The following is a 19,121-nucleotide window of genomic DNA, read 5'->3' on the forward strand; positions in this document are numbered from 1 at the left end:
AACTAGAGAGATTTGATTCTTGCTGGCGCCGTCGCTTCGCGATCCCACGTATCGGCCGTGGTGCCTTGTTCGCGCAGGACGTGCTTCTGGACCTTCTCGGTCGGCGTTTTCGGAAGTTCCTCCACGATCCGCACGTAACGAGGAATCATGTGATGCGGCAGCCGCGCGTGGAGAAACTCAACGATTGCCGGCGGCTCGATTAAACGGCCGGCAACCGGCGCGACGACCACCAGCACTTCATCTTCGGTGAATTCGCTCGGAACGGGGACGGCCGCGGCTTCACGGATATCGGGATGCGCCAGCAACTCGACTTCGATTTCATACGACGAGATGTTTTCTCCGCGACGGCGGATCGTGTCCTTGAGGCGATCGACAAAGAAGAAATCGCCATCGCCGTCGCAGATGAAGGCATCACCGGTGTGAAACCATCCGTTGCGCCAGGCATCGGCGGTAGCCTGTGGATTGCCGTTGTACCCGTGATTCATCGCCCACGGCTGCTCGGTCCTGACAACAAGCTGACCCACCGTGCCTCTCGGCACCTCGCAGTCGTTTTCATCCACGAGCCGGACTTCCACGCCAGGCCGTGGACGGCCGCAGGTGCTCGGCTTGACGGGATTTGCACCCGACAGAAGCGGCGTGCTGATCTCCGTCATGTTGAACAACGTGAAAACTTCAACGCCAAATCTCTTCTGGAAATCCGGTCCGCTTTGGCCAAGCGGAACGATAAAGACCATGCGCAAAGGATGGTCCTTGTCGTCGCGCTGAGGCGGTGACTTGAGAAGAAAAGTCGCCATCGCCCCCAGCAGGAAAACCACGTTCACCTTCATGTCGCGAACGGTTTGCCAGAACGTACCGGTCTTGAACGCCGGCACGACCGCGATCGAACTCCCGGTGCAAAGACAGGTGCTGGCGACGAAGGCACCGCCGATATGAAAGATCGGCATATGCAGCAGATGGCGATCACCAGCCCGCGTACAGGTCCATGTCTCGGGACTCATCGCCGAATAGCTGTGCATGTACGAGGACAGCACACCCTTTGACCGGCCGGTTGTTCCAGACGTGTAGATGATCGATTGAGTATGCCATGGCTCGATCGGATCGCCCGGCTCCGGCAGGGTATCCGGATTGCCATCGAGATGGCTTATCGGCAGCACCGTCCGGCCTGAGCAAGCGAAATCGTCCGGCACGCTGCCGGACGAGAAGATCGTGTTCAACGCGGGAGCATTCAGAGCTGCGACCTGACCGAGCAGATCCTCATGCACAACCGCAAATGTCGCAGCGGAATCGGCGAAGACATGTTCGAGAAGATTGCCCTTCAATGCAGGATTGATGGGAACAAACACCGCGCCGAGATAGCTCGCTGCAAACAGCGCCAGCACGCCAAGCGGTCCGTTCGGCATCATGATAATGACGCGGTCGCCCTGCTTCACGCCTGCGGCGTGGAATCCAGCCGCGCAGGTTCGTACCCGCCGCCGAAGCTCCCGAAAAGTCCATTCCGTTCCGTCTTGAAATACAGCATACACCGCGTCGCCGCACTCCGAAGCGTGACGGTCGAGAGCGTAGCGCAGAACGCAGGTTTCCCGCGGCAGAACGCCTGCCGGTCCAACACCTCTCGATGAGTTGTTGCTACCCTCCATGTCAGCCCCGCGGCCGTCGCGCAGACGTCTTGCCCTTGGACGAGGACCGGACGTTCGGATTGGCCGTCAGCATCGCCGCGACGTTGTCGCGCAGTGTCAGGCGGAATCTCGAAATGGCGTCTCCCAGATCGACCCGCAGCATCCGGTCGATGGTCGGAGCCGCGGCGCTAAAATGCGTGATGGCGCCGAGTGTGTAGTAGACGAATAATTCCGCATCGAACTGCCGGAGCGCACCGGACTTCTGGCCACTGCGGATCTGCCCAACATAGCTCGCGATCAGCGACAACAGATGCATCCGCCGCGCGCGTGAAACGCGGGTCCGGTTTTCCATCAGTTCGCGCAAAAGCAACTGCGCGAGATGCTGCTGATCGAAACTCCAGTCGAGAAAACGCTCAAACATCCGAACCACCGTCTCGATCGAGGCGGGCTCGGAAATCTCCATAATGTAACTATCGAGGCTTTTGGCGAGGCGCTCGAGCACCAGCCCGTAAAGTCGTTCTTTCGTTCCAAAATGATGAATGAGTGCCGCGCTGGTAATTCCCACCGCAGCGGATACCTCACGCAAACTCGTGCCTTCAAAGCCACGGACGGCAAACAGTTCTTCGGCAGCCGCGAGACATCGGAGGTCCGTGTCCTTCACGTGCTTAGGTCGTCCTAGCTTCGGAATGGCCGTCGGCATCGCAGCCTCATATAATTAAACGAGTGCTTAGTTAATATTCGCCCACGAATGCTCCGTCAACTGGGGAACCGGCGATCTTTGCTGAAACATGACTTTCACGCCGCCGCTGACAGCTCGAAGCGGGCCTGTTCAGCGCTGTCTGCGCTTCCACGGAGGCGGATTGGAGAAAGTGCTGTCGAGGAAATCAAGAAACGCGCGCACACGAGAACTGAGGTGCCGCCGGCTTTGATACACCGCATAGATTGGATCTTCGTCCGGACATTGATGGCGCGGAAAAAACTCGATCAGTTGACCGCTCCTCAGATCGTCGGCGATCTGCATCTCCGTGAGCCGAACAATACCAACCCCTGCCCGAGCCAATTCCCGCACCATCGATGCCTGGTTGGTCACAATGTTACCCTGCACCGGCAACTGTCTCGATGAGCGGACGCCGTCTTTGACGAACCAGGTGCTGGCGCTGATGCTGGGTAGAAAATTGATGCAGTTGCGGTGCACAAGATCATTCGGATGTGTAGGCTTGCCATGCTCGGCGATGTAAGCCGGCGATGCACAGATCACCCATCGCGTGCTCGAAAAGCGTCGTGCGACGTATGACGAATCCTTCAGATGTCCGACATGGATTGCAACGTCCATCCCGTCGTCGAGAAGATTACCGGGATCGATCCGGAGCTGGATTTCGACCTGAAGCGCCGGGTGGAGGCGACAAAATGCTGGCATCTGCGGCGCCAAAGCAGCGGTCGCGAAGATGGGAATACACCTCACACGCAAAGTATCTTGTATGGCTTTGTTGGCGAACGCCGCCGCATCCGCCGCTTCCACGGCCTCGATTGCGTCTATTGCAGCGCGGTAGAACGCTTCGCCTTCGGGCGTGAGCACATTCTCCCGGTGGGTGCGTCGAAAGAGAAGAACACCCAACCGATCCTCGATGCGCGCGATCAATTTGCTGACCGCCGACGGCGTCAGCGCCAGGTTGCGAGCCGCCGCCGTGAAACTCCCGTCTTCGACGGATCTCACGAATGCAGTCATTTCAGCGAAACGGTTCATTTTCAAACATGACCATAATTCACATCGGTTGTGAATTTTAGGAAATGGAATGCACCCACGCAAGACGCTAGCGTGGACGTACCGCGCGAGAACGGGTTGAATGGTCACGGGACCTGTTCTGGCAATAAAACAAGAAACGCATGGTCATGGGACGTCGCATCGGTTTTGCGCGCCCCTGAGGGAGGAGCAGATATTGCCGGTCGAATCGACGATTCCCACTACCATCCATCGGTCGGAAAGATCGTATGATGCCATCATCATCGGCGCGGGCTTCTCGGGGCTCTATCAACTGCACAAGTTGCGCGACGAACTCGGCCTGAACGTCCGCTTGCTGGAGCAAGGCGGCGGCATCGGCGGAACGTGGTATTGGAACCGTTATCCGGGCGCACGCTGTGACAGCGAGAGCTATTACTATTGCTACTCCTTTTCGAAAGAGATCGAACAGGAATGGGAATGGACTGAGCGCTATCCCGAGCACTGGGAAATCCGCAAGTACCTGAACTTCGTTGCCGACAAGCTCGACCTGAAACGCGATGTCCAACTCGATACCAAGGTGACGCATGCGCGTTTTGACGATGCGACGAGCCGCTGGATCGTGGAGACAGAAGGTGGCGAGACCTTTATGGCTCCCTTCCTCATTACAGCCGTCGGGTGCCTCTCGACTGCGAACGTGCCCAAACTTAAAGGCTTAGAGACGTTCGGAGGCCAGTGGTATCATACCGGCGCATGGCCGCACGAAGGTGTCGACTTCACTGGAAAGCGCGTCGGCCAGATCGGCACCGGATCGACTGGCATCCAGGCTGCACCTGTCATCGCTGCTGCAGCACAGCATCTGACGATTTTTCAGCGCACCGCGAACTATAGCGTTCCGGCCCGCAATGGCCCGCTCTCCGCTGAGGACCAGCGTTCGGTTAAAGCGAATTATCCCGAGATCTGGCAAAAGGCCCGCTCTGGAACAAATGGCCATCCGTTCGACATCTCGCAGCAGTCCGCCATGTCGGTTTCGGATGCCGAACGAAACGTAGCTTACGAGAAGGCCTGGCAAACAGGCGGGCTTCGTTTTCGTGCCGCATTCAGCGACGTCCTGACGAATGCGGCAGCAAACGAAACTGCTTCCGATTTCATCCGCGAGAAGATCCGCGAGGTCGTGACAGATCCCGACGTGGCGGAGCGCCTGACGCCGCGCGACCACGGATTCGCGACGAAGCGCCCGCCGATCGACACGGAGTATTTCGAGACGTTCAATAGAGACAACGTCTTGCTGGTCGATCTCAAGACGGAGCCTATCGTCGAAATCACAAAGAACGGCATCAAGACCAGCGCAGGCGAATACGAACTCGACATCATTGTGTTCGCGACAGGGTTCGATGCGCTGACAGGCCCTCTTCTCGCCCTCAACATCTCAGGCTCGAGCGATCAACCGCTCAGCAAAGCCTGGGCTTCCGGGCCGCGCACCTATCTCGGCCTCCAGACACCCGGCTTCCCCAACCTCTTCACAATCACCGGCCCGGGCAGTCCGTCTGTACTCTGCAACATGCCCGTCGCGATTGAGCAACACGTCGACTGGATCACTGACTGCATCCGGCATCTGCGCGAGAAGGATCTCGCCCGCATCGAGGCACTGCCGGACGCCGCGGAGAAATGGGTCGAGCATGTCAACGACGCCGCCAACGCGACGCTGCTTCCGATGGCGAGCAGCTCCTGGTATCTCGGCGCGAACGTGCCCGGGAAGCCGCGCGTGTTCATGCCTTACGCAGGCGGTTTCGCGCGCTACACGAACATCTGCAACGAGGTTGCAGGCGCTGGCTACAAGGGGTTCGACATCCGGTGAGGCTGGTCCAATGGAGTCTGGATTCCGTTAGCAGTGTTGCCGCGATGTCAGAATTGATAGAGCCTGCATAAGGGCTTGAGTGGGAGAAACGATGATCGCGCCACATCCTGACGTCCTTGCCATGATCGCCGCAGGTCGCGCGGCCGGCAGTCTGCCTTTCGAGGCAATGGCGCCCGAGCAGGCACGACAGGCTTATGCGGCTCGCCGGCCGCTGGTGCAGGAGCCGCCCGATCAGGTCGCCGAACTTAGAAACGTCACCATCAACGGCCCAGGCGGCCCGCTTCCCTTGCGACTCTATCGCGGCGCAGGCACGGATCCGGACGCAATTCTCCCTTGCCTGATCTATCTGCACGGCGGCGGCTGGGTTCTCGGCAATCTCGATTCCCATGATGGAATTTGTTGCCGGCTCGCCAACGAGGCTCAGTGCTGCGTCGTTGCGGTCGATTACCGCCTCGCTCCTGAACATCGCTTCCCCGCGGCCGTCGAGGACTGCGCGGCCGCACTCAACTATATCTCGCAACAGGCAAAGACGCTCCGCATCGATCCTTCGCGGATCGCCGTTGGCGGCGACAGCGCCGGCGGCAACCTCGCCGCCGTATTGTCTCTGATGGCGCGGGACGGACAACTGCCGCAAGTGCTCCACCAGGTCCTGCTCTATCCCGCAGTCGATCTCAGTGTCGAGGGAGAGAGCTACAAAGCGACCACGGCTGGGATGACGATTACGCCGGCAACAATGCGCTATTTCATCGACCACTATGCGCCGGACCCGGCAAGCCGCGAAGACTGGCGCTCATCGCCCCTCAAGTCTTCCTCGCTTGCCGGAGCGCCATCGGCGCTGGTCATGACGTGCGGACACGATCCGTTGCGCGAGGAAGGGCGAGCCTATGCTCGACGCCTCGAACAAGAAGGCGTGCCGGTGACAACGCTACATATGAGTGCGCATACTCATGGCATGCTGACCTTGAGCAAGGTGATTTCAGCAAGCGCGGGAGTTCTCGCATTCATCGGTGCTCATCTTCGCGACGTGTTCAACGTCGCCCATCAGAACGTACGAGGTGTTGACCAAGCGTGAAACGACAGACCAAGCTAACTTGGTCAATAAAACAAAAAGGGAGGGATACAATGAGTAAAACCACAGGCGGCATTGGACGACGTACTTTCATCGGAGGAACGATTGCGAGCGCCGGGGTGGCGATTACCGGCTTTCCTCATGTAGCCCGCGCACAAGCCAAAACGATCAAGGTCGGTATGCCGACCATCCTGTCCGGACGTGTGGCCCTTCTGGGTACATCGAGCCGAGCCGGCGTGCAGGTTGCCTTCAACCAGATCAACGAAGCAGGCGGCATCAATGGCCGAAAGCTGGAATTGGTCGACCGCGATTCAAAGGGACGCCCGGACGAAGCCGCGAAAGTCACGCGCGACCTCATCAACAATGACGGCTGCGAGATCATTATCGACGCCGAGGCATCCTCGGGATCGTTCGCCGTCCATGAAGTTATTCGCGACCTTGGTGTCCTGTGCCTTCACACCTGCTCTGAATCATCGACTCTCACGGCCGATCCCAAACAGTTCGTCAAGACCGCGTTCCGTTGCGCACGTCAGGGCATCCATGACGCAGTCGCAGGCGGTTCGTACGCAGCCAAGATTGCCAAGGAGAAAGGCCTGAAGCGCTGGGCTACCTGCTCGCCCGACTACGCTTACGGGCGGGATAATACAGGGGAGTTCATCGAATACGCCAAGATCTTCGAACCTTCAATCGAGGTGGTGGATCAACTTTGGCCGAAGTTGTTTGCACCAGACTATACCGAGAGCATCACCAAGCTGCTGCAGACCAAACCGCAAGCGGTCTATTCGGCGCTTTGGGGCGGCGATCTCGTGGCATTCATCGAGCAATCGAACCTTTACCGGCTGTTCCAGAACACAGCCTTCTTCTCCGGCGGTCTCGGCGACCCGCCGCTTTTGACCGCTATCAAACAGCTGCCGACAGGCCTTAACACTGTCTATCGTTACAGCAAGGAATATCCCCCGCATCCGGAGAACAAGGCATTCTACGAGGCCTATGTAAAAATCGCCAAACAGGAGCCCACCAACTGGAGCTGGCAGAATTTCGTCGGCGCCAACTTCATCATCGAGGCGTTGCGCCGGACCAACGGCAAGACCGATGGCGCTGCGCTCGCTGGTGAGGTCGAGGGCATGCAACTCAAGACGCCACTCGGCGTCGATGGCACGATCACGATGCGCGCCAAGGATCACACGATCATCAACTATCCGGTCGCCTGGGGCAAAACCATACCAAAGGATCCCTGGGTCATCGATTATGTCAACATGGAATGGTCGAAGATCCTCGAGCACGAGCAGCAGTGGAAAAAGGCGAAGGGATACGCCTGATCTCTCCAGTTCAGGGCAATCTGCCCTTGATGCATGTTATGGCCGGGCGCGAGCCCGGCCATGAGCGATTTGCGGAAGTGACCGCAAAAACAAGATCTGGAGGGATATCGTGAATCTCGAGGCTTTGGCTGGCTGCTTCTCGTCGAGCGCTTGCGTCGTTACACAGCTATCGACAGCGCTCATCGTAGGCATGCTGCTTTTCATGGTGGCGTCCGGCCTGTCGTTGATCTTCGGCGTGCTCGGCGTCATCAATTTCGCGCATGGCGCATTTTATATGGTCGGCGCCTATCTCGCGTACGCAACCTATCAGGTGACATCAAGTTTCACTCTGGCATTCCTGGCTGGCGCGATCGGAGTGGGCATCATCGGCGTCATCTTCGAACGTTTCGCGATGAGCAAGGTCTACGGCAGCGACATCCTCATGCAGTTGCTCGTCTGTTATGCGATTATTCTTATCTTTGATGATCTTGTGAAAATGCTGGCCGGCCCTGAATACAAGATGATGGGCATGCCGGAATCGTTTGCATTGCCTCCGATTGAATTCCTGGGTGGCTTCATACCCGCCTACTACGTGTTCATGATCGGGGCGAGCCTCTCCATCGGCGCCATCCTATGGCTGGCCATCAACAAGACGCGCGTCGGAAAAATTGTGCGAGCGCTCGCAGTCAATCCGCAAATGGTCGGAGCACTCGGCATCAATACGACGTTGCTCTACGCCGGGGTCTTCGCCGTCGGAAGTTCACTGGCGGGCGTCGCCGGCGCCCTTGCAGCGCCCACGCGTACACTGACACCCGGCATGGGCCTCTCAATCCTGATCGAAAGCTTCATCGTGACGATCATCGGCGGCATGGGATCGATAGCAGGCGCGCTGATTGCTGCGCTTCTGATCGGCTTCACGCGAGCCTTCGGGGCGATCGGGTTTCCCCTGTTCGTGGATGGTTTGATGTTCGGAATGATGGCGCTCGTGTTGATCTTCAAGCCAAGCGGCCTGCTCGGCCGGGAGGCGGCACGATGAGGCCGGGCCTTCTGCGCGACCTCGCGGCTGGACTGGCGCTTCTGCTGGTCTTACTTGTTTTGCCTTTCATCTTTACCAAGCCCGCCATAAGAGATTTTCTTATCTACGTGATGGCCTATGGCCTTCTGGCAACATCTCTCAACCTGCTGGTCGGCCTGACCGGGCTCGTGTCATTCGGACACGCGGCCTACTTTGCGTCTGGCGCCTACATGTTCGGCCTGCTGATGCAGACCGGAAAGGTGTCGATCCCGGTCGCGATCATGGCAACAGTTGCTGGCACAGCTCTCCTTGCTCTGGTTATTGGAGCGATCTGCGTCCGGTTGAAGGAAATCTATTTCTCCTTCATCACACTGGCGTTTCAGATGTTCATTCACTCGATCATTCTCACGTGGGTGAATTTGACCGGCGGAGATCAGGGCCTTCGCGGCGGGATACCGCGCCCGACCTTTCTGGGCATCGATCTGAACAATGGAATGACGCTCTATATTTTTTGCGTTGTTGTCTTCATCATCTGCATCGCGATCATGCGGCAGGTTTGGCAATCTCCGTTCGGCTACACGCTGCGATTGATCCGGGACAACCCGACCCGCGCCAACTTCATCGGCGTCGACATCATACGAATGAAGCTTGGAATCTTCGTCATCGCAGGCGCGATGGCGAGCGTCGCCGGCATTCTGCTCGCACTTTTCGTCTCCGGAGCTTATCCGGAATTCGGATTCTGGACGACGTCGGGCGAAGCCATCTTCATGATCATGCTCGGCGGAAGCCAGCTCTTTATCGGACCCATGATCGGCGCCGTTCTCCTTCGCCTGCTGGAGCATTTCGTCACGGTCTACACCGAGTATCATGGCCTCGTTCTCGGTGTGGTCATCCTCGCGATCGTGTTGGGCCTGCGACAGGGCATTGCGGACTACATCGCCGACTGGCTTGAGCGGCGACGTACCACCAGATCTGCAGCGACCCAGACCAGCGTGCTCCCAAGCAAGGAAAGCGCCTGATGCTGAGCGTAAAGAACCTCACAAAAAGCTTTGGCGGCGTGCAGGCAAGCCGCGATATCTCCATCGATTTTCCGGATGGTTCGCTGACTGCCATCATCGGTCCGAATGGGGCCGGCAAGACGACCTTCTTCAACCTGATATCAGGGGCTTTCCCGGCGGATTCGGGACAGGTGATCTTTGACGGTCAGGATATCGTCGGCAAATCCAGCCTTGAGATCGTGCGGCTCGGCATGGTCCGTGCCTTCCAGGTTGCTGCGCTGTTTCCCAGCCTCAGCGTTTCAGATGCGATCACGGCCGCCGTCACATCGCATCAAAGGCGCTCCGCAGCGTTGTTTCGCAGCTTCCCTCTGGAGGGAACAAAGACGCGGGTGGAGGAAATCCTGGAACTGCTGGGTTTGGCATCGAAGGCCGCGACGCTGTCGCGCAATCTCAGCCATGGTGACCAGAAACTTCTCGATATCGGCCTCGCCTTGGCAATGGATCCGAAAGTGCTTTTGCTCGACGAGCCGACCGCAGGCATGGGACCAGACGAGCGCTGGCGAATGATCGGCAAGGTACAGCACCTGTGGGAAGCCAAGAAGATGACCGTGCTTTTCATCGAGCATGACATGGATATCGTGTTCAAGATTGCCCAGACGATTCACGTCCTCAAGTACGGAGCGATCCTGGCGCAAGGCACTGCCGCCGAGATCCGCAGCAATCAGGATGTTATCGATGCCTATCTCGGAACAGATCATCATCTCGCTCAAGCCGCGGGAGAACAGTGATGGCTGAGCCACTCCTGAGGATCGAAGCCGCGGAAGTCTTCTACGGCGCCAGCCAGATCCTGTTCGGCATCGACCTCGAGGTGGAGAAGGGCCAGACCATGGCTCTTCTCGGCCGCAACGGGGCCGGCAAATCCACGACGTTCAAAGCGATCGCGGGCATCGCCCCGCCAAAACGCGGCCAGGTGATCCTGGCCGGCAAAGCCGTAACCGGGCAGCCGCCGTACCGTATCGCGAAGGCGGGTATCGGCTACGTGCCGGAAGACCGCCAGGTCTTTCCCGAGCACACCGTCGATGACAACCTGATTGTCGGCGCGAAGAAAGGCCCATGCGGCGAGGATTATTGGAACACCAAGCGCATCTATGACGTTTTTCCGCTTCTTGCGGGGATGAAGACGCGAATGGCCGGCCGATTGTCCGGCGGTGAGCAGCAGATGCTGACACTGGCCCGCACGTTGATGGGCAATCCCGACATCGTCCTGCTCGACGAGCCGAGCGAAGGTCTCGCACCGATCATCGTTCAAGCCATCGGCGAACTCATCCGAACGTTACGAAATATGGGCGTAACGATTATTCTGGCCGAGCAGAACATGCATTTCTGCCTTGGCATCGCCACCCATGCCGCCATCGTCGACAAGGGGCAGATCGTCTATCGCGCGACGATAGACGATCTGCGGCATAACGAAGCCATCAAGCAACGATATCTTGCGGTTTGATCATGGCTTGCAGCCATCGCAGGGCATTATCTGCGATGACAATCCTCAATCGCTCAATAAGAAACTCAGGGAGCATCCGTTATGAGTGCTGATTCCAAGCGCCGCGTCAGTGTGGTGACCGGCGGCGCCAGCGGCATCGGCGCCGCATGCGCGCGGCAGCTCGCATTGTCCGGTGATCTCGTGATTGTCGCGGATCGCGATCTGGAACGGGCGCGAACCATCGCGAATGAAGTTGATGGTCAGGCTTGCCATATCGATGTCAGCGACGAGACCGCGGTTGAGGCTTGCGCTGCGCAAATCGAGCACGATTGCGGTGCCGTCGATGTGCTCGTCAACAGTGCCGGAATCATTCAGGTGCCGCAGCGACCGCATGACATGAAAATGTCGGTATGGGATGACGTCGTGCGCGTCGACCAGCGTGGCACCTACGTTGCCTGCACGGCTTTTGCGCGTCGCATGATCGAACGGCGGCGGGGCAACATTGTCAACATTGCATCGGTGGCGGGTATGCGCTCGATGCCGCTGCATGCCTATGCCCCGGCCAAGGCTGCGGTGATTGCGATCACCGAATGCCTCGCCGCCGAGTGGGGGCCATCCGGAATTCGCGTCAATGCGGTGTCGCCAGGTTACACGCTGACCCCGGCGCTGAAGAACGCGATCGATCGCGGTGAGCGCGATGTGTCGTCGCTAACGGTCAACGCGGCGCTGCAGCGGCTGGTCGATCCTGACGAGATTGGGCGGGCGGTCGCGTTTCTCGCGTCCGACGCGGCGTCGGCTATCACCGGCATAAACCTCCCGGTTGATTGCGGCTGGCTAGCGGGAACGTCGTGGAGCACCTATGGCGGACTCAGGGAAGCAGTAGGCTGAGGGGACGCCTGAGATGCACTGGTCGAGGGAGGTGAAAGGCAGTCGGCGAAACCGATGACCAAGCCTTCGCCGCGCCACTCATGCCGCGCCCACGTTCCGGGAGAGTCAAAGCACTTTATGCTTCGTATTTTCCATCCCAGGCCATTTCAAGAATTTGCATGGCCTCTTCAGCTGTGGCGATGGTACGCGGATTGGCTTGAACAAACGGATTGGCGAGCGAACTCTGTGCAATCTTCGGAAGCAATGATCTTTCGACTTTGAGATCGTGGAGATTCCGCGGCAGATCAAGCCGTGCAACGAACTCGGCAACAACCGCGACAGCACTCTCACCAGCCCCGCCGAGCGCGCTGGAAATCTCGGTGTACCTGTTTCCCACAACGGCGAAGTTGTACGCCAGCACAGCCGGCAACAAGACACAGGAGGTGTAACCATGCGGCACGCCCGCCAGCGCTCCCAATTGATGACCGATGCCGTGGGACGCGCCGTAGCGCACCCGGCCAAGACCAGCTGCAGCGAGCCAGACACCCATCTGCCCCTCGGAGCGCGCGCGCCAGTCCTCCGGGTTCAGTTTTGAGTTTGGTAAGCCAAGCGCAAGTTGCCGCAGACCATGCAGCGCGGTCCCGTCGCTGAAGGGATTTGCGTCGGGCGAAAGAAACCCTTCTACCGCGTGATCAACGGCGCGCATGCCTGTCGATAGCCACAACCATGGCGGCGTGAGTGTTGCGAGATGCGGATCGTAAATCACAGTAGCAGCGCAGAAATACGGTGCGCGGAACATGTGCTTGATTCCGCTTTCCGGATCGACGCCGCCACCGATAACGCCAAACTCCGCCCCGGACAATGTGGTGGGAATTGCAATGGTCCGGTACGGCGGCAATTTGTCGGAGCTTCCAATTTGCGCCGCTGTATGGCGCAGGAGTTCGCCTTCACTGGAGAGACCATGTGTCAGGGCAAGGGTCGCGATCTTGACTGAATCGATGGCGCTTCCACCGCCAATGACGACAACAAGATCAGGCCTCGCCGATCCGATGATTTGCGCCAGTTTGGCCACCAATGGCAGCGGCACATGGGCTTCGATCAAATCGGAATGACCAACGCACACAGCACCCAACATCGAAATGATGTCCTGGACCTGGGCGGATTTTGTGAGACTGCGCGTTGAAACGACGAAGACTCGCGTGGCCCTTCTTCGCTCGACTTCGGCGATGACCGCTTCGGCAGCGGCGGCCTCGAATACAATGCGATCTTGATCGATATAGTCGAAGAATCGCATCGGCAGTGGCCTCTTTCCCAGGTCGTTTCATGCAGCGTCGATCTTGCCCGGCCAACCGACCGGTGCATCGATATCCAGACTTGCCAGCTCATAGCCACGACGAAAATCAACGACGTGCTTATCCATCCACTCGCGCGCAACAGCAGCATCGCGGCCTCGGAGCGCCTGCAATATCTTCTCGTGAGCAAAAACGAGACGTTCTCCCGCGTTCAACCGGGAAAATACGTTCAGAAATGCCGGGTAGAAGAGCTGGCTAATCGGCTGGCGACAAAGCTGAAGCGCCCGATTGCCAGATGCTGTCGCAATCAACTGGTGAAATTCGATATCGAGTTGCACCAGGCTCTTCTTGTCTTCGTAGGCCACGCGTGTCCTCTCAACGTTCTCCTGCAGAGCGTCGAGGGTATCTTCCGAGATGCGCGACGCTGCGCCTTCGACAAGCGCGGGCTCGATACAGCGCATACTTTCCCACAATTCGAAAAACGTAACTTCCTGCAGCACAATGGCCGCGGTTATCTTCGATGAAATATCGGCTTCGCGGGGCGCCGTAACGAATAAAAGCTTTCCGCCGTCGTGCCGCCGAACCAATCCGTTCTGCTCAAGGACACGAATGGCTTCCCGGATGGTTGACCGGTGAACGCCAAGATCCTGAGCGAGGGTGGTCTCTGCGGGCACGCGATCGCCGACAGCCCACTCCCCTGACATGATTTTTGTTTCGATGCGCCGCACCACGGATCGGTAGGCCGGCTCGTTTGAAACGGGAACAATTTCAACATCTAAAAGGGACATTTTGTCCGACAACTCCCGTATGAAGATACAGCTATATAGCAAAACTGCGCACTTTTCCAGACTTGTTGGTTTGACAAACGCTCCTTCACAGGCATTATTGTCCGACAATAAACTGGGAGGGAGTAAATGACAGTTTTTAGAAAGCTCGGCTTCGCCGCCGCATTGTGCCTCACCACACCGGCGTTTGCGCAAGTTTCCGACGGTGTCGTGAAAATCGGCGTCCTGAACGATCAATCCGGCCTCTATGCGGACATCAGCGGGCCGGGATCGACAATTGCAGCCAAGATGGCCGTCGAAGATTTCGGCGGGAAAGTGCTGGGCGTGCCGGTCGAGGTCATCGCTGGCGATCATCAAAACAAGCCCGACATTGGCAACGCCATTGCGCGACGCTGGATCGATAACGAGAAGGTCGATGTCATCGTCGACGTCCCTCACTCGGCGACCGCACTTGCGGTGTTGAGCGTTACAAAGGAAAAGAACAAGGTCCTGCTGCTGTCCGGTCCAGCCTACGTGGAACTTACCGGAACACAGTGCGCTCCCACGACAGTCCATTGGACCTACGACAGTTACGCAATGGCGAACGGTACGGCACGCGCCGTCGTCAAACAGGGTGGCGACAGCTGGTTCTTTCTGACCGGCGACAACGCGGGAAGCCATTCGCAGGAGCGCGACGCCATGGCGTTCGTTCAGAAAGCGGGAGGAACCGTCGTCAGCAACGTCCGACATCCGCTCAACACCTCGGACTTTTCCTCATTCCTGCTTCAAGCCCAGCAGTCCAAGGCCAAGGTGATCGGTCTTGCGAACGCCGGCGGCGATACGGTGAACGCGATCAAGCAAGCCAATGAATTCGGACTGACCGCGAGCGGCCAGAAGCTTGCAGGCCTCCTGATGTTTATCAGCGACGTCAAGGCGGTCGGGCTCGAGCAAGCCAAGGGCCTGATCATCACCGACGCTTTCTATTGGGATGCGGATGAGCGCACCCGCACGTGGTCCCGCCGGTTCATGAAGCTGCATGGCGGCCGTGCGCCGACTTCAGCACAGGCCGGTGTCTACAGCGCCGTTGGGCACTATCTCAAAGCGATCCAGGCCGCCGGCACCGATGAAGGCGTGGCCCTCACCAAAAAAATGAAAGAGCTGCCCGTCAATGATTTCTTCAGCGACAACTACAAGATCCGACAGGACGGACGGCTGGTGCGAGACATGTATCTCTTGCAGGTAAAAGCCCCGGCAGAGTCGAAAGAGCCTTGGGATGTGTTCAAGATTCTGGCCAGGATTCCCGGCGATGAAGCTTATCGGCCGATGGCCGATGGCAAATGCCCTCTTGTGAAGTAAATCATGCCGGCAGGGGCGCGAGACTCAATGTCTCGCGCCTTCTTCGCGTGGTAAAATTTTGGATCGTCGCGGACTTGAAACGATCCCGACCCTGCTCTTCTTGGAGACGACGATGAACGAACTGGATTACACCGGCAAGACCGCGCTCGTCGTCGGAGGATCAAGCGGAATCGGAAATGCCGTTGCGCAATCGTTCCGGGAGAAGGGCGCAAGTGTGCATGTCTGGGGCACCAGGCCGCATGCAGCTGACTACGATACCGAAGAAGGTTCTAATCTGGGCGGTCTGCACTATTCGCAGGTTGACGTCTCCGATTTCGGCACCATTGAACAGTTCAAACCGAATTTCGATCGGCTCGACATTCTGGTCCTTTCCCAGGGCACCGTTCTATATGGGCGCCGCGAGTTCGAGATGGGCGGATTTCAGAAAATCATCGACGTCAATCTCAACAGCCTGATGGCGTGCAGCCTGAAATTTCACGACATGCTCAAGGCCAGCAGCGGATCGCTGATCATCATCAGCTCAATGGCTGCCTTTCGCTCGACGAAAGGAAATCCCGCCTACAACGCCTCCAAAACCGGAGCATACGGCTTGACCCGCACCCTCGGCGAAGCATGGGCGGAAGACAACATCCGGGTGAATGGGATCGCCCCGGGCCTTGTCGATACCAAGTTGACCAAGGTAACGACCGCAAATCCGAAGCGGCGCGAAGGCGTCGAACAGAAAGTACCACTGAAACGCCTGGGCCGGCCTGAAGACGTTGCGGGCGCGGCGCTGTTCCTCGCCTCACCCCTTGCCTCCTATATCATTGGACAGACCATTATCGTCGACGGCGGTTTGACGCTCGCCTGATCGCCATCGCGATCGCCGACCTCAATCAGGATTTGCATCACGAGCCCGCGCTGTCCTCCGTGCGGGCCAGTTCGCGATCCCGCAAGTCGCGCCGCCGGATTTTTCCTGTAATCGTCACTGGAAGCTCGGAAAGATACTCGATCGCACGTGGATACTTGTAAGGAGCCGTCACGGACTTGACGTGGTCCTGAAGTTCGCGCGTCAGTTCTGGTGACGGCACCACGCCGTCACGCAGCACCACGAACGCCTTGACGATCTCGCCTCGTTCGACATCCGGGCTTCCCACCACGGCGCAAACCCGGACCGCCTGGTGCTCGAACAGCGCATTCTCGACCTCGAGTGGGCCGATACGGTAACCGGCCGAATTGATCATGTCGTCGGAACGGCCGCGATACCAAAGATACCCGTCGGCATCGCTTTCCGCACGATCACCGGTCAGATACCAACGGCATCCATCGCTGCCGTTGAGAATGCACGCTTCGGTTTTCTCCGGATCCTTCCAGTATTCCAGCATCAACTGCGGATTTGGAAGCAGGAGCGCCAAATCACCCTCATTGCCGGGCGGCAGACGCTGCCCCTGCGCATCAATGACATCGAGGTCAGATCCTGGTGAAGGCCGGCCCATGGACCCATAGCGCACAGGCTCGGTCGTGTAGTTCAACGCGACCATCAGTGCCTCGGTTTGTCCGTATGCTTCATCAATACGAACACCTGTCGCATCTTCCCATCGCGAGGCGATCACCGGGTTCATGGCCTCACCGGCGGTCACCACGCGGCGCAATGAGCCGATATCGCGGCCCCTGACCTCATCGACGACGCGCGACAATTCCGTTCCCGGCGCGCAATACACCGTGATGTTGTGCTTACGCAGAAGGCGAAGACGCTCCTTGGGTACGAACGGGCCGTCATAGAAAAAAGAACAGGCGCCGCAGCTCAATGGCCCGAACAGAATGCTGGTGCCGGCCTTCGCCCATCCGGTATCAGCCGTACACCAGATAGTCTCCTGAGGGCGCAGATCCAGCCAATAGATGGCCGAAACACGCCACGCGTAAATAGCCCTCGACGCGTGAACGACGGCCTTCGGATGGCCGGTCGATCCCGATGTGTAATACATGATCGCGGGGTCTTCCGCGCTGACGATCGGCGCGTCGATCGTCTCCGGCGCGTGCGCGCACTCTTCATGCCAGTTGAGCCAACCCGGCGCCCGACCTGTTGCGAGCCGCACCGAAATACTTGTTTCTACCCCATCAAACTTCCCTGCATGCTCGGGCCTGCAAATCGCAGCCTTAACTTCGGCGTTCTTGACGCGATATTCGATGTCGCGCGCCGTCAGCATCTCGATGCACGGGATCGGAACCGCGCCGATCTTCATCACCGCGATGATGGAGATGAACCATTCAGGCAACCGCGGCAGCATGACGATGACGCGATCGCCCTTGGTCACGCCGCGGGAGCGCAATACGTTGGCGAGCCTGTTCGACAGCAGCGAGAGGTCTGAATAGCTGTACGTTCGCTCTTCGCCCGCTTCGTTCTCCCAGATCAGCGCTGGGCCATTTCGCTCACGCGCCCAGCGGTCGATAACATCAACACCGAAGTTGAAGGTCTCGGGTATATCCCACCGGAAGGCGGCGCACATCGCGTCGTAGCTTTGCTCCGACTGATTTTCGGACGCCCATACATCACGCATCGTTTTCTCCCCGTCTCTCTATTTTTTGGCATCGGTCGCTGTGTCGCGACCTTTTTGCGCTCATCTATCTCCGACTATTTCGTATGGCCTCGCACAAGCCGGCGACCGATCGCCCATCGATGCACTTCCGACGGACCGTCATAGATCCGAAAGGCACGCACATCGCGATAAAATCGCTCGACGATCGTGTCCCGCGTTGTGCCGAGACCGCCGAGGATTTGAAGCGAGCGGTCTGCAACGCGGGCGATTGCCTCCGAGCAGATAACCTTGGCCATCGAGCTTTCTGCCGAGGCCTTCTCGCCCTTATCGAGCAACCAGGCGGTATGCCAGATCGTCAACTGCGAGGTATGGATGTCCATGGCATTGTCGGCGAGCATGAAGGATACACCTTCGTGTTCACCGAGGACCTTTCCGAATGCCGTCCGACGACGCGCAAACTCGGTAGCGATTTCCTGCGCTCTGATCGCAGAGCCTAGCCAGCGCATGCAGTGCGTCAGCCGTGCGGGCGCAAGACGAATCTGCGCGTACTTGTATCCCTCGCCGATTTCTCCAAGGATAGCGTCTGACGGAACACGCAGTTGGTCAAACCGGACCACAGCGTGCCCGCCCGTGAAACTTGAATCGATAGTATCGAGCGTCCGCTCGATCTTGATTGCATCATCGGACATGTCGGCGAGGAACATGGTTGCCCGGCCATCGGCTTCCCCGCCGACCACCTTGGCCATGATAATGGCAAACGCTGCGCCCTCGGCTCCCGTGATCAGCCATTTCTCCCCATCGATCACCCATGTATTGCCGTCGAGACGCGCGGTCGTAAGGAGCTGACTTGGATCAGAGCCCGCCCCCGGTGAAGGTTCCGTCATGCAGAAGCATGAGCGACCAGCCCCGGTGGCGAGCGGCTTCAGGTAGCGTTCGCGCTGATCAGGACGCGCGACGACATCAAGCAAGTGCATATTGCCTTCGTCAGGGGCCGCACAATGCAGAGCGACCGGTCCCAGCATGGAGTATCCCGCAGCTGTAAAAACCGCGGCCTGGCCGAGATGCGAAAGGCCTTGGCCGCCATACTCCTTTGAAACATGCGGCGCGAATACGCCCGCCTTGCGTGCAAGATCATTCAGCTCGCGGCGCAGGTCGTCCGTCGGACCGTGCGACGTCCAGCGCTCATCCGTCTCGTAAGGAACGACAATATCGCGGACGAATTCCTTCACGCGGGACGCGAGTTCCAACACCTGCGCCGGAACGGAGAAATTCATA

17 protein-coding genes are annotated in these 19,121 nt (G+C 58.5%); 10 read left to right on the top strand and 7 right to left on the bottom strand.

The annotated features are described in order from the left end of the window. Positions 1 to 2 precede the first annotated feature (2 nt). From YH63_RS03045 to YH63_RS03055, 3 genes are all read right to left on the bottom strand, one after another. A complete protein-coding gene (locus YH63_RS03045; protein WP_046828873.1) occupies positions 3 to 1,637 on the bottom strand; it encodes an AMP-binding protein in 1,635 nt (544 codons plus the stop codon). A gap of 1 nt (position 1,638) precedes the next feature. Then, entirely contained in the window at positions 1,639 to 2,277 is a 639-nt protein-coding gene (locus YH63_RS03050) for a TetR/AcrR family transcriptional regulator (protein WP_052753867.1), read from the bottom strand. A gap of 168 nt (positions 2,278 to 2,445) precedes the next feature. Beyond that, positions 2,446 to 3,360: a LysR family transcriptional regulator gene (locus YH63_RS03055; RefSeq protein WP_046828872.1), complete on the bottom strand. Its 915-nt coding sequence runs from the start codon at positions 3,358 to 3,360 to the stop codon at positions 2,446 to 2,448. 193 nt (positions 3,361 to 3,553) lie between these two features. On the opposite strand from YH63_RS03055, the gene YH63_RS03060 reads away from it, so the two are divergent. From YH63_RS03060 to YH63_RS03095, 8 genes are all read left to right on the top strand, one after another. Next, on the top strand, positions 3,554 to 5,191 hold the full coding sequence (locus YH63_RS03060) for a flavin-containing monooxygenase (RefSeq protein WP_046828871.1): 1,638 nt from the start codon (positions 3,554 to 3,556) through the stop codon (positions 5,189 to 5,191). Between the two features lie 91 nt (positions 5,192 to 5,282). Next, entirely contained in the window at positions 5,283 to 6,263 is a 981-nt protein-coding gene (locus tag YH63_RS03065) for an alpha/beta hydrolase (RefSeq protein ID WP_046828870.1), read from the top strand. Continuing rightward, a complete protein-coding gene (locus YH63_RS03070; protein ID WP_246658005.1) occupies positions 6,260 to 7,579 on the top strand; it encodes an ABC transporter substrate-binding protein in 1,320 nt (439 codons plus the stop codon). Before YH63_RS03065 ends, YH63_RS03070 begins: the two co-directional genes overlap by 4 nt. Positions 7,580 to 7,688: 109 nt before the next feature. Next, positions 7,689 to 8,594 (top strand): branched-chain amino acid ABC transporter permease, encoded by a 906-nt coding sequence (locus tag YH63_RS03075; RefSeq protein ID WP_046828868.1) that lies wholly within the window; start codon positions 7,689 to 7,691, stop codon positions 8,592 to 8,594. Then, a complete protein-coding gene (locus YH63_RS03080) occupies positions 8,591 to 9,592 on the top strand; it encodes a branched-chain amino acid ABC transporter permease (RefSeq protein ID WP_137325101.1) in 1,002 nt (333 codons plus the stop codon). The genes YH63_RS03075 and YH63_RS03080 overlap by 4 nt, the downstream gene beginning before the upstream one ends. Continuing rightward, on the top strand, positions 9,592 to 10,359 hold the full coding sequence (locus YH63_RS03085; RefSeq protein WP_046828867.1) for an ABC transporter ATP-binding protein: 768 nt from the start codon (positions 9,592 to 9,594) through the stop codon (positions 10,357 to 10,359). Before YH63_RS03080 ends, YH63_RS03085 begins: the two co-directional genes overlap by 1 nt. After that, on the top strand, positions 10,359 to 11,072 hold the full coding sequence (locus tag YH63_RS03090) for an ABC transporter ATP-binding protein (RefSeq protein ID WP_046828866.1): 714 nt from the start codon (positions 10,359 to 10,361) through the stop codon (positions 11,070 to 11,072). The genes YH63_RS03085 and YH63_RS03090 overlap by 1 nt, the downstream gene beginning before the upstream one ends. An 81-nt stretch (positions 11,073 to 11,153) precedes the next feature. Then, complete coding sequence (locus YH63_RS03095; RefSeq protein ID WP_046828865.1) at positions 11,154 to 11,939, top strand: SDR family NAD(P)-dependent oxidoreductase; 786 nt, start codon at positions 11,154 to 11,156, stop codon at positions 11,937 to 11,939. A gap of 115 nt (positions 11,940 to 12,054) precedes the next feature. Here the strand turns inward: YH63_RS03095 and YH63_RS03100 are convergent, their stop codons facing one another. Beyond that, complete coding sequence (locus YH63_RS03100; protein ID WP_046828864.1) at positions 12,055 to 13,212, bottom strand: iron-containing alcohol dehydrogenase; 1,158 nt, start codon at positions 13,210 to 13,212, stop codon at positions 12,055 to 12,057. Between the two features lie 27 nt (positions 13,213 to 13,239). Continuing rightward, on the bottom strand, positions 13,240 to 13,998 hold the full coding sequence (locus YH63_RS03105) for a FadR/GntR family transcriptional regulator (protein WP_046829795.1): 759 nt from the start codon (positions 13,996 to 13,998) through the stop codon (positions 13,240 to 13,242). Between the two features lie 126 nt (positions 13,999 to 14,124). On the opposite strand from YH63_RS03105, the gene YH63_RS03110 reads away from it, so the two are divergent. Both YH63_RS03110 and YH63_RS03115 read left to right on the top strand, forming a co-directional pair. Beyond that, positions 14,125 to 15,330, top strand: a complete 1,206-nt coding sequence (locus YH63_RS03110; protein ID WP_046828863.1) for an ABC transporter substrate-binding protein — start codon at positions 14,125 to 14,127, stop codon at positions 15,328 to 15,330. Positions 15,331 to 15,442: 112 nt separating this feature from the next. After that, the gene (locus YH63_RS03115; RefSeq protein ID WP_046829794.1) at positions 15,443 to 16,180 is read left to right on the top strand and encodes an SDR family NAD(P)-dependent oxidoreductase; all 738 of its coding nucleotides are present in this window, start codon (positions 15,443 to 15,445) and stop codon (positions 16,178 to 16,180) included. A 37-nt stretch (positions 16,181 to 16,217) separates the two neighbouring features. Here the strand turns inward: YH63_RS03115 and YH63_RS03120 are convergent, their stop codons facing one another. After that, positions 16,218 to 17,867 (bottom strand): acyl-CoA synthetase, encoded by a 1,650-nt coding sequence (locus YH63_RS03120; RefSeq protein ID WP_083992649.1) that lies wholly within the window; start codon positions 17,865 to 17,867, stop codon positions 16,218 to 16,220. 74 nt (positions 17,868 to 17,941) lie between these two features. After that, positions 17,942 to 19,120 (bottom strand): acyl-CoA dehydrogenase family protein, encoded by a 1,179-nt coding sequence (locus YH63_RS03125; protein ID WP_046829792.1) that lies wholly within the window; start codon positions 19,118 to 19,120, stop codon positions 17,942 to 17,944. Position 19,121 lies beyond the last annotated feature (1 nt).

It is taken from the genome of Afipia massiliensis (assembly GCF_001006325.2).
Classification (GTDB): Bacteria; Pseudomonadota; Alphaproteobacteria; order Rhizobiales; family Xanthobacteraceae; genus Afipia; species Afipia massiliensis_A.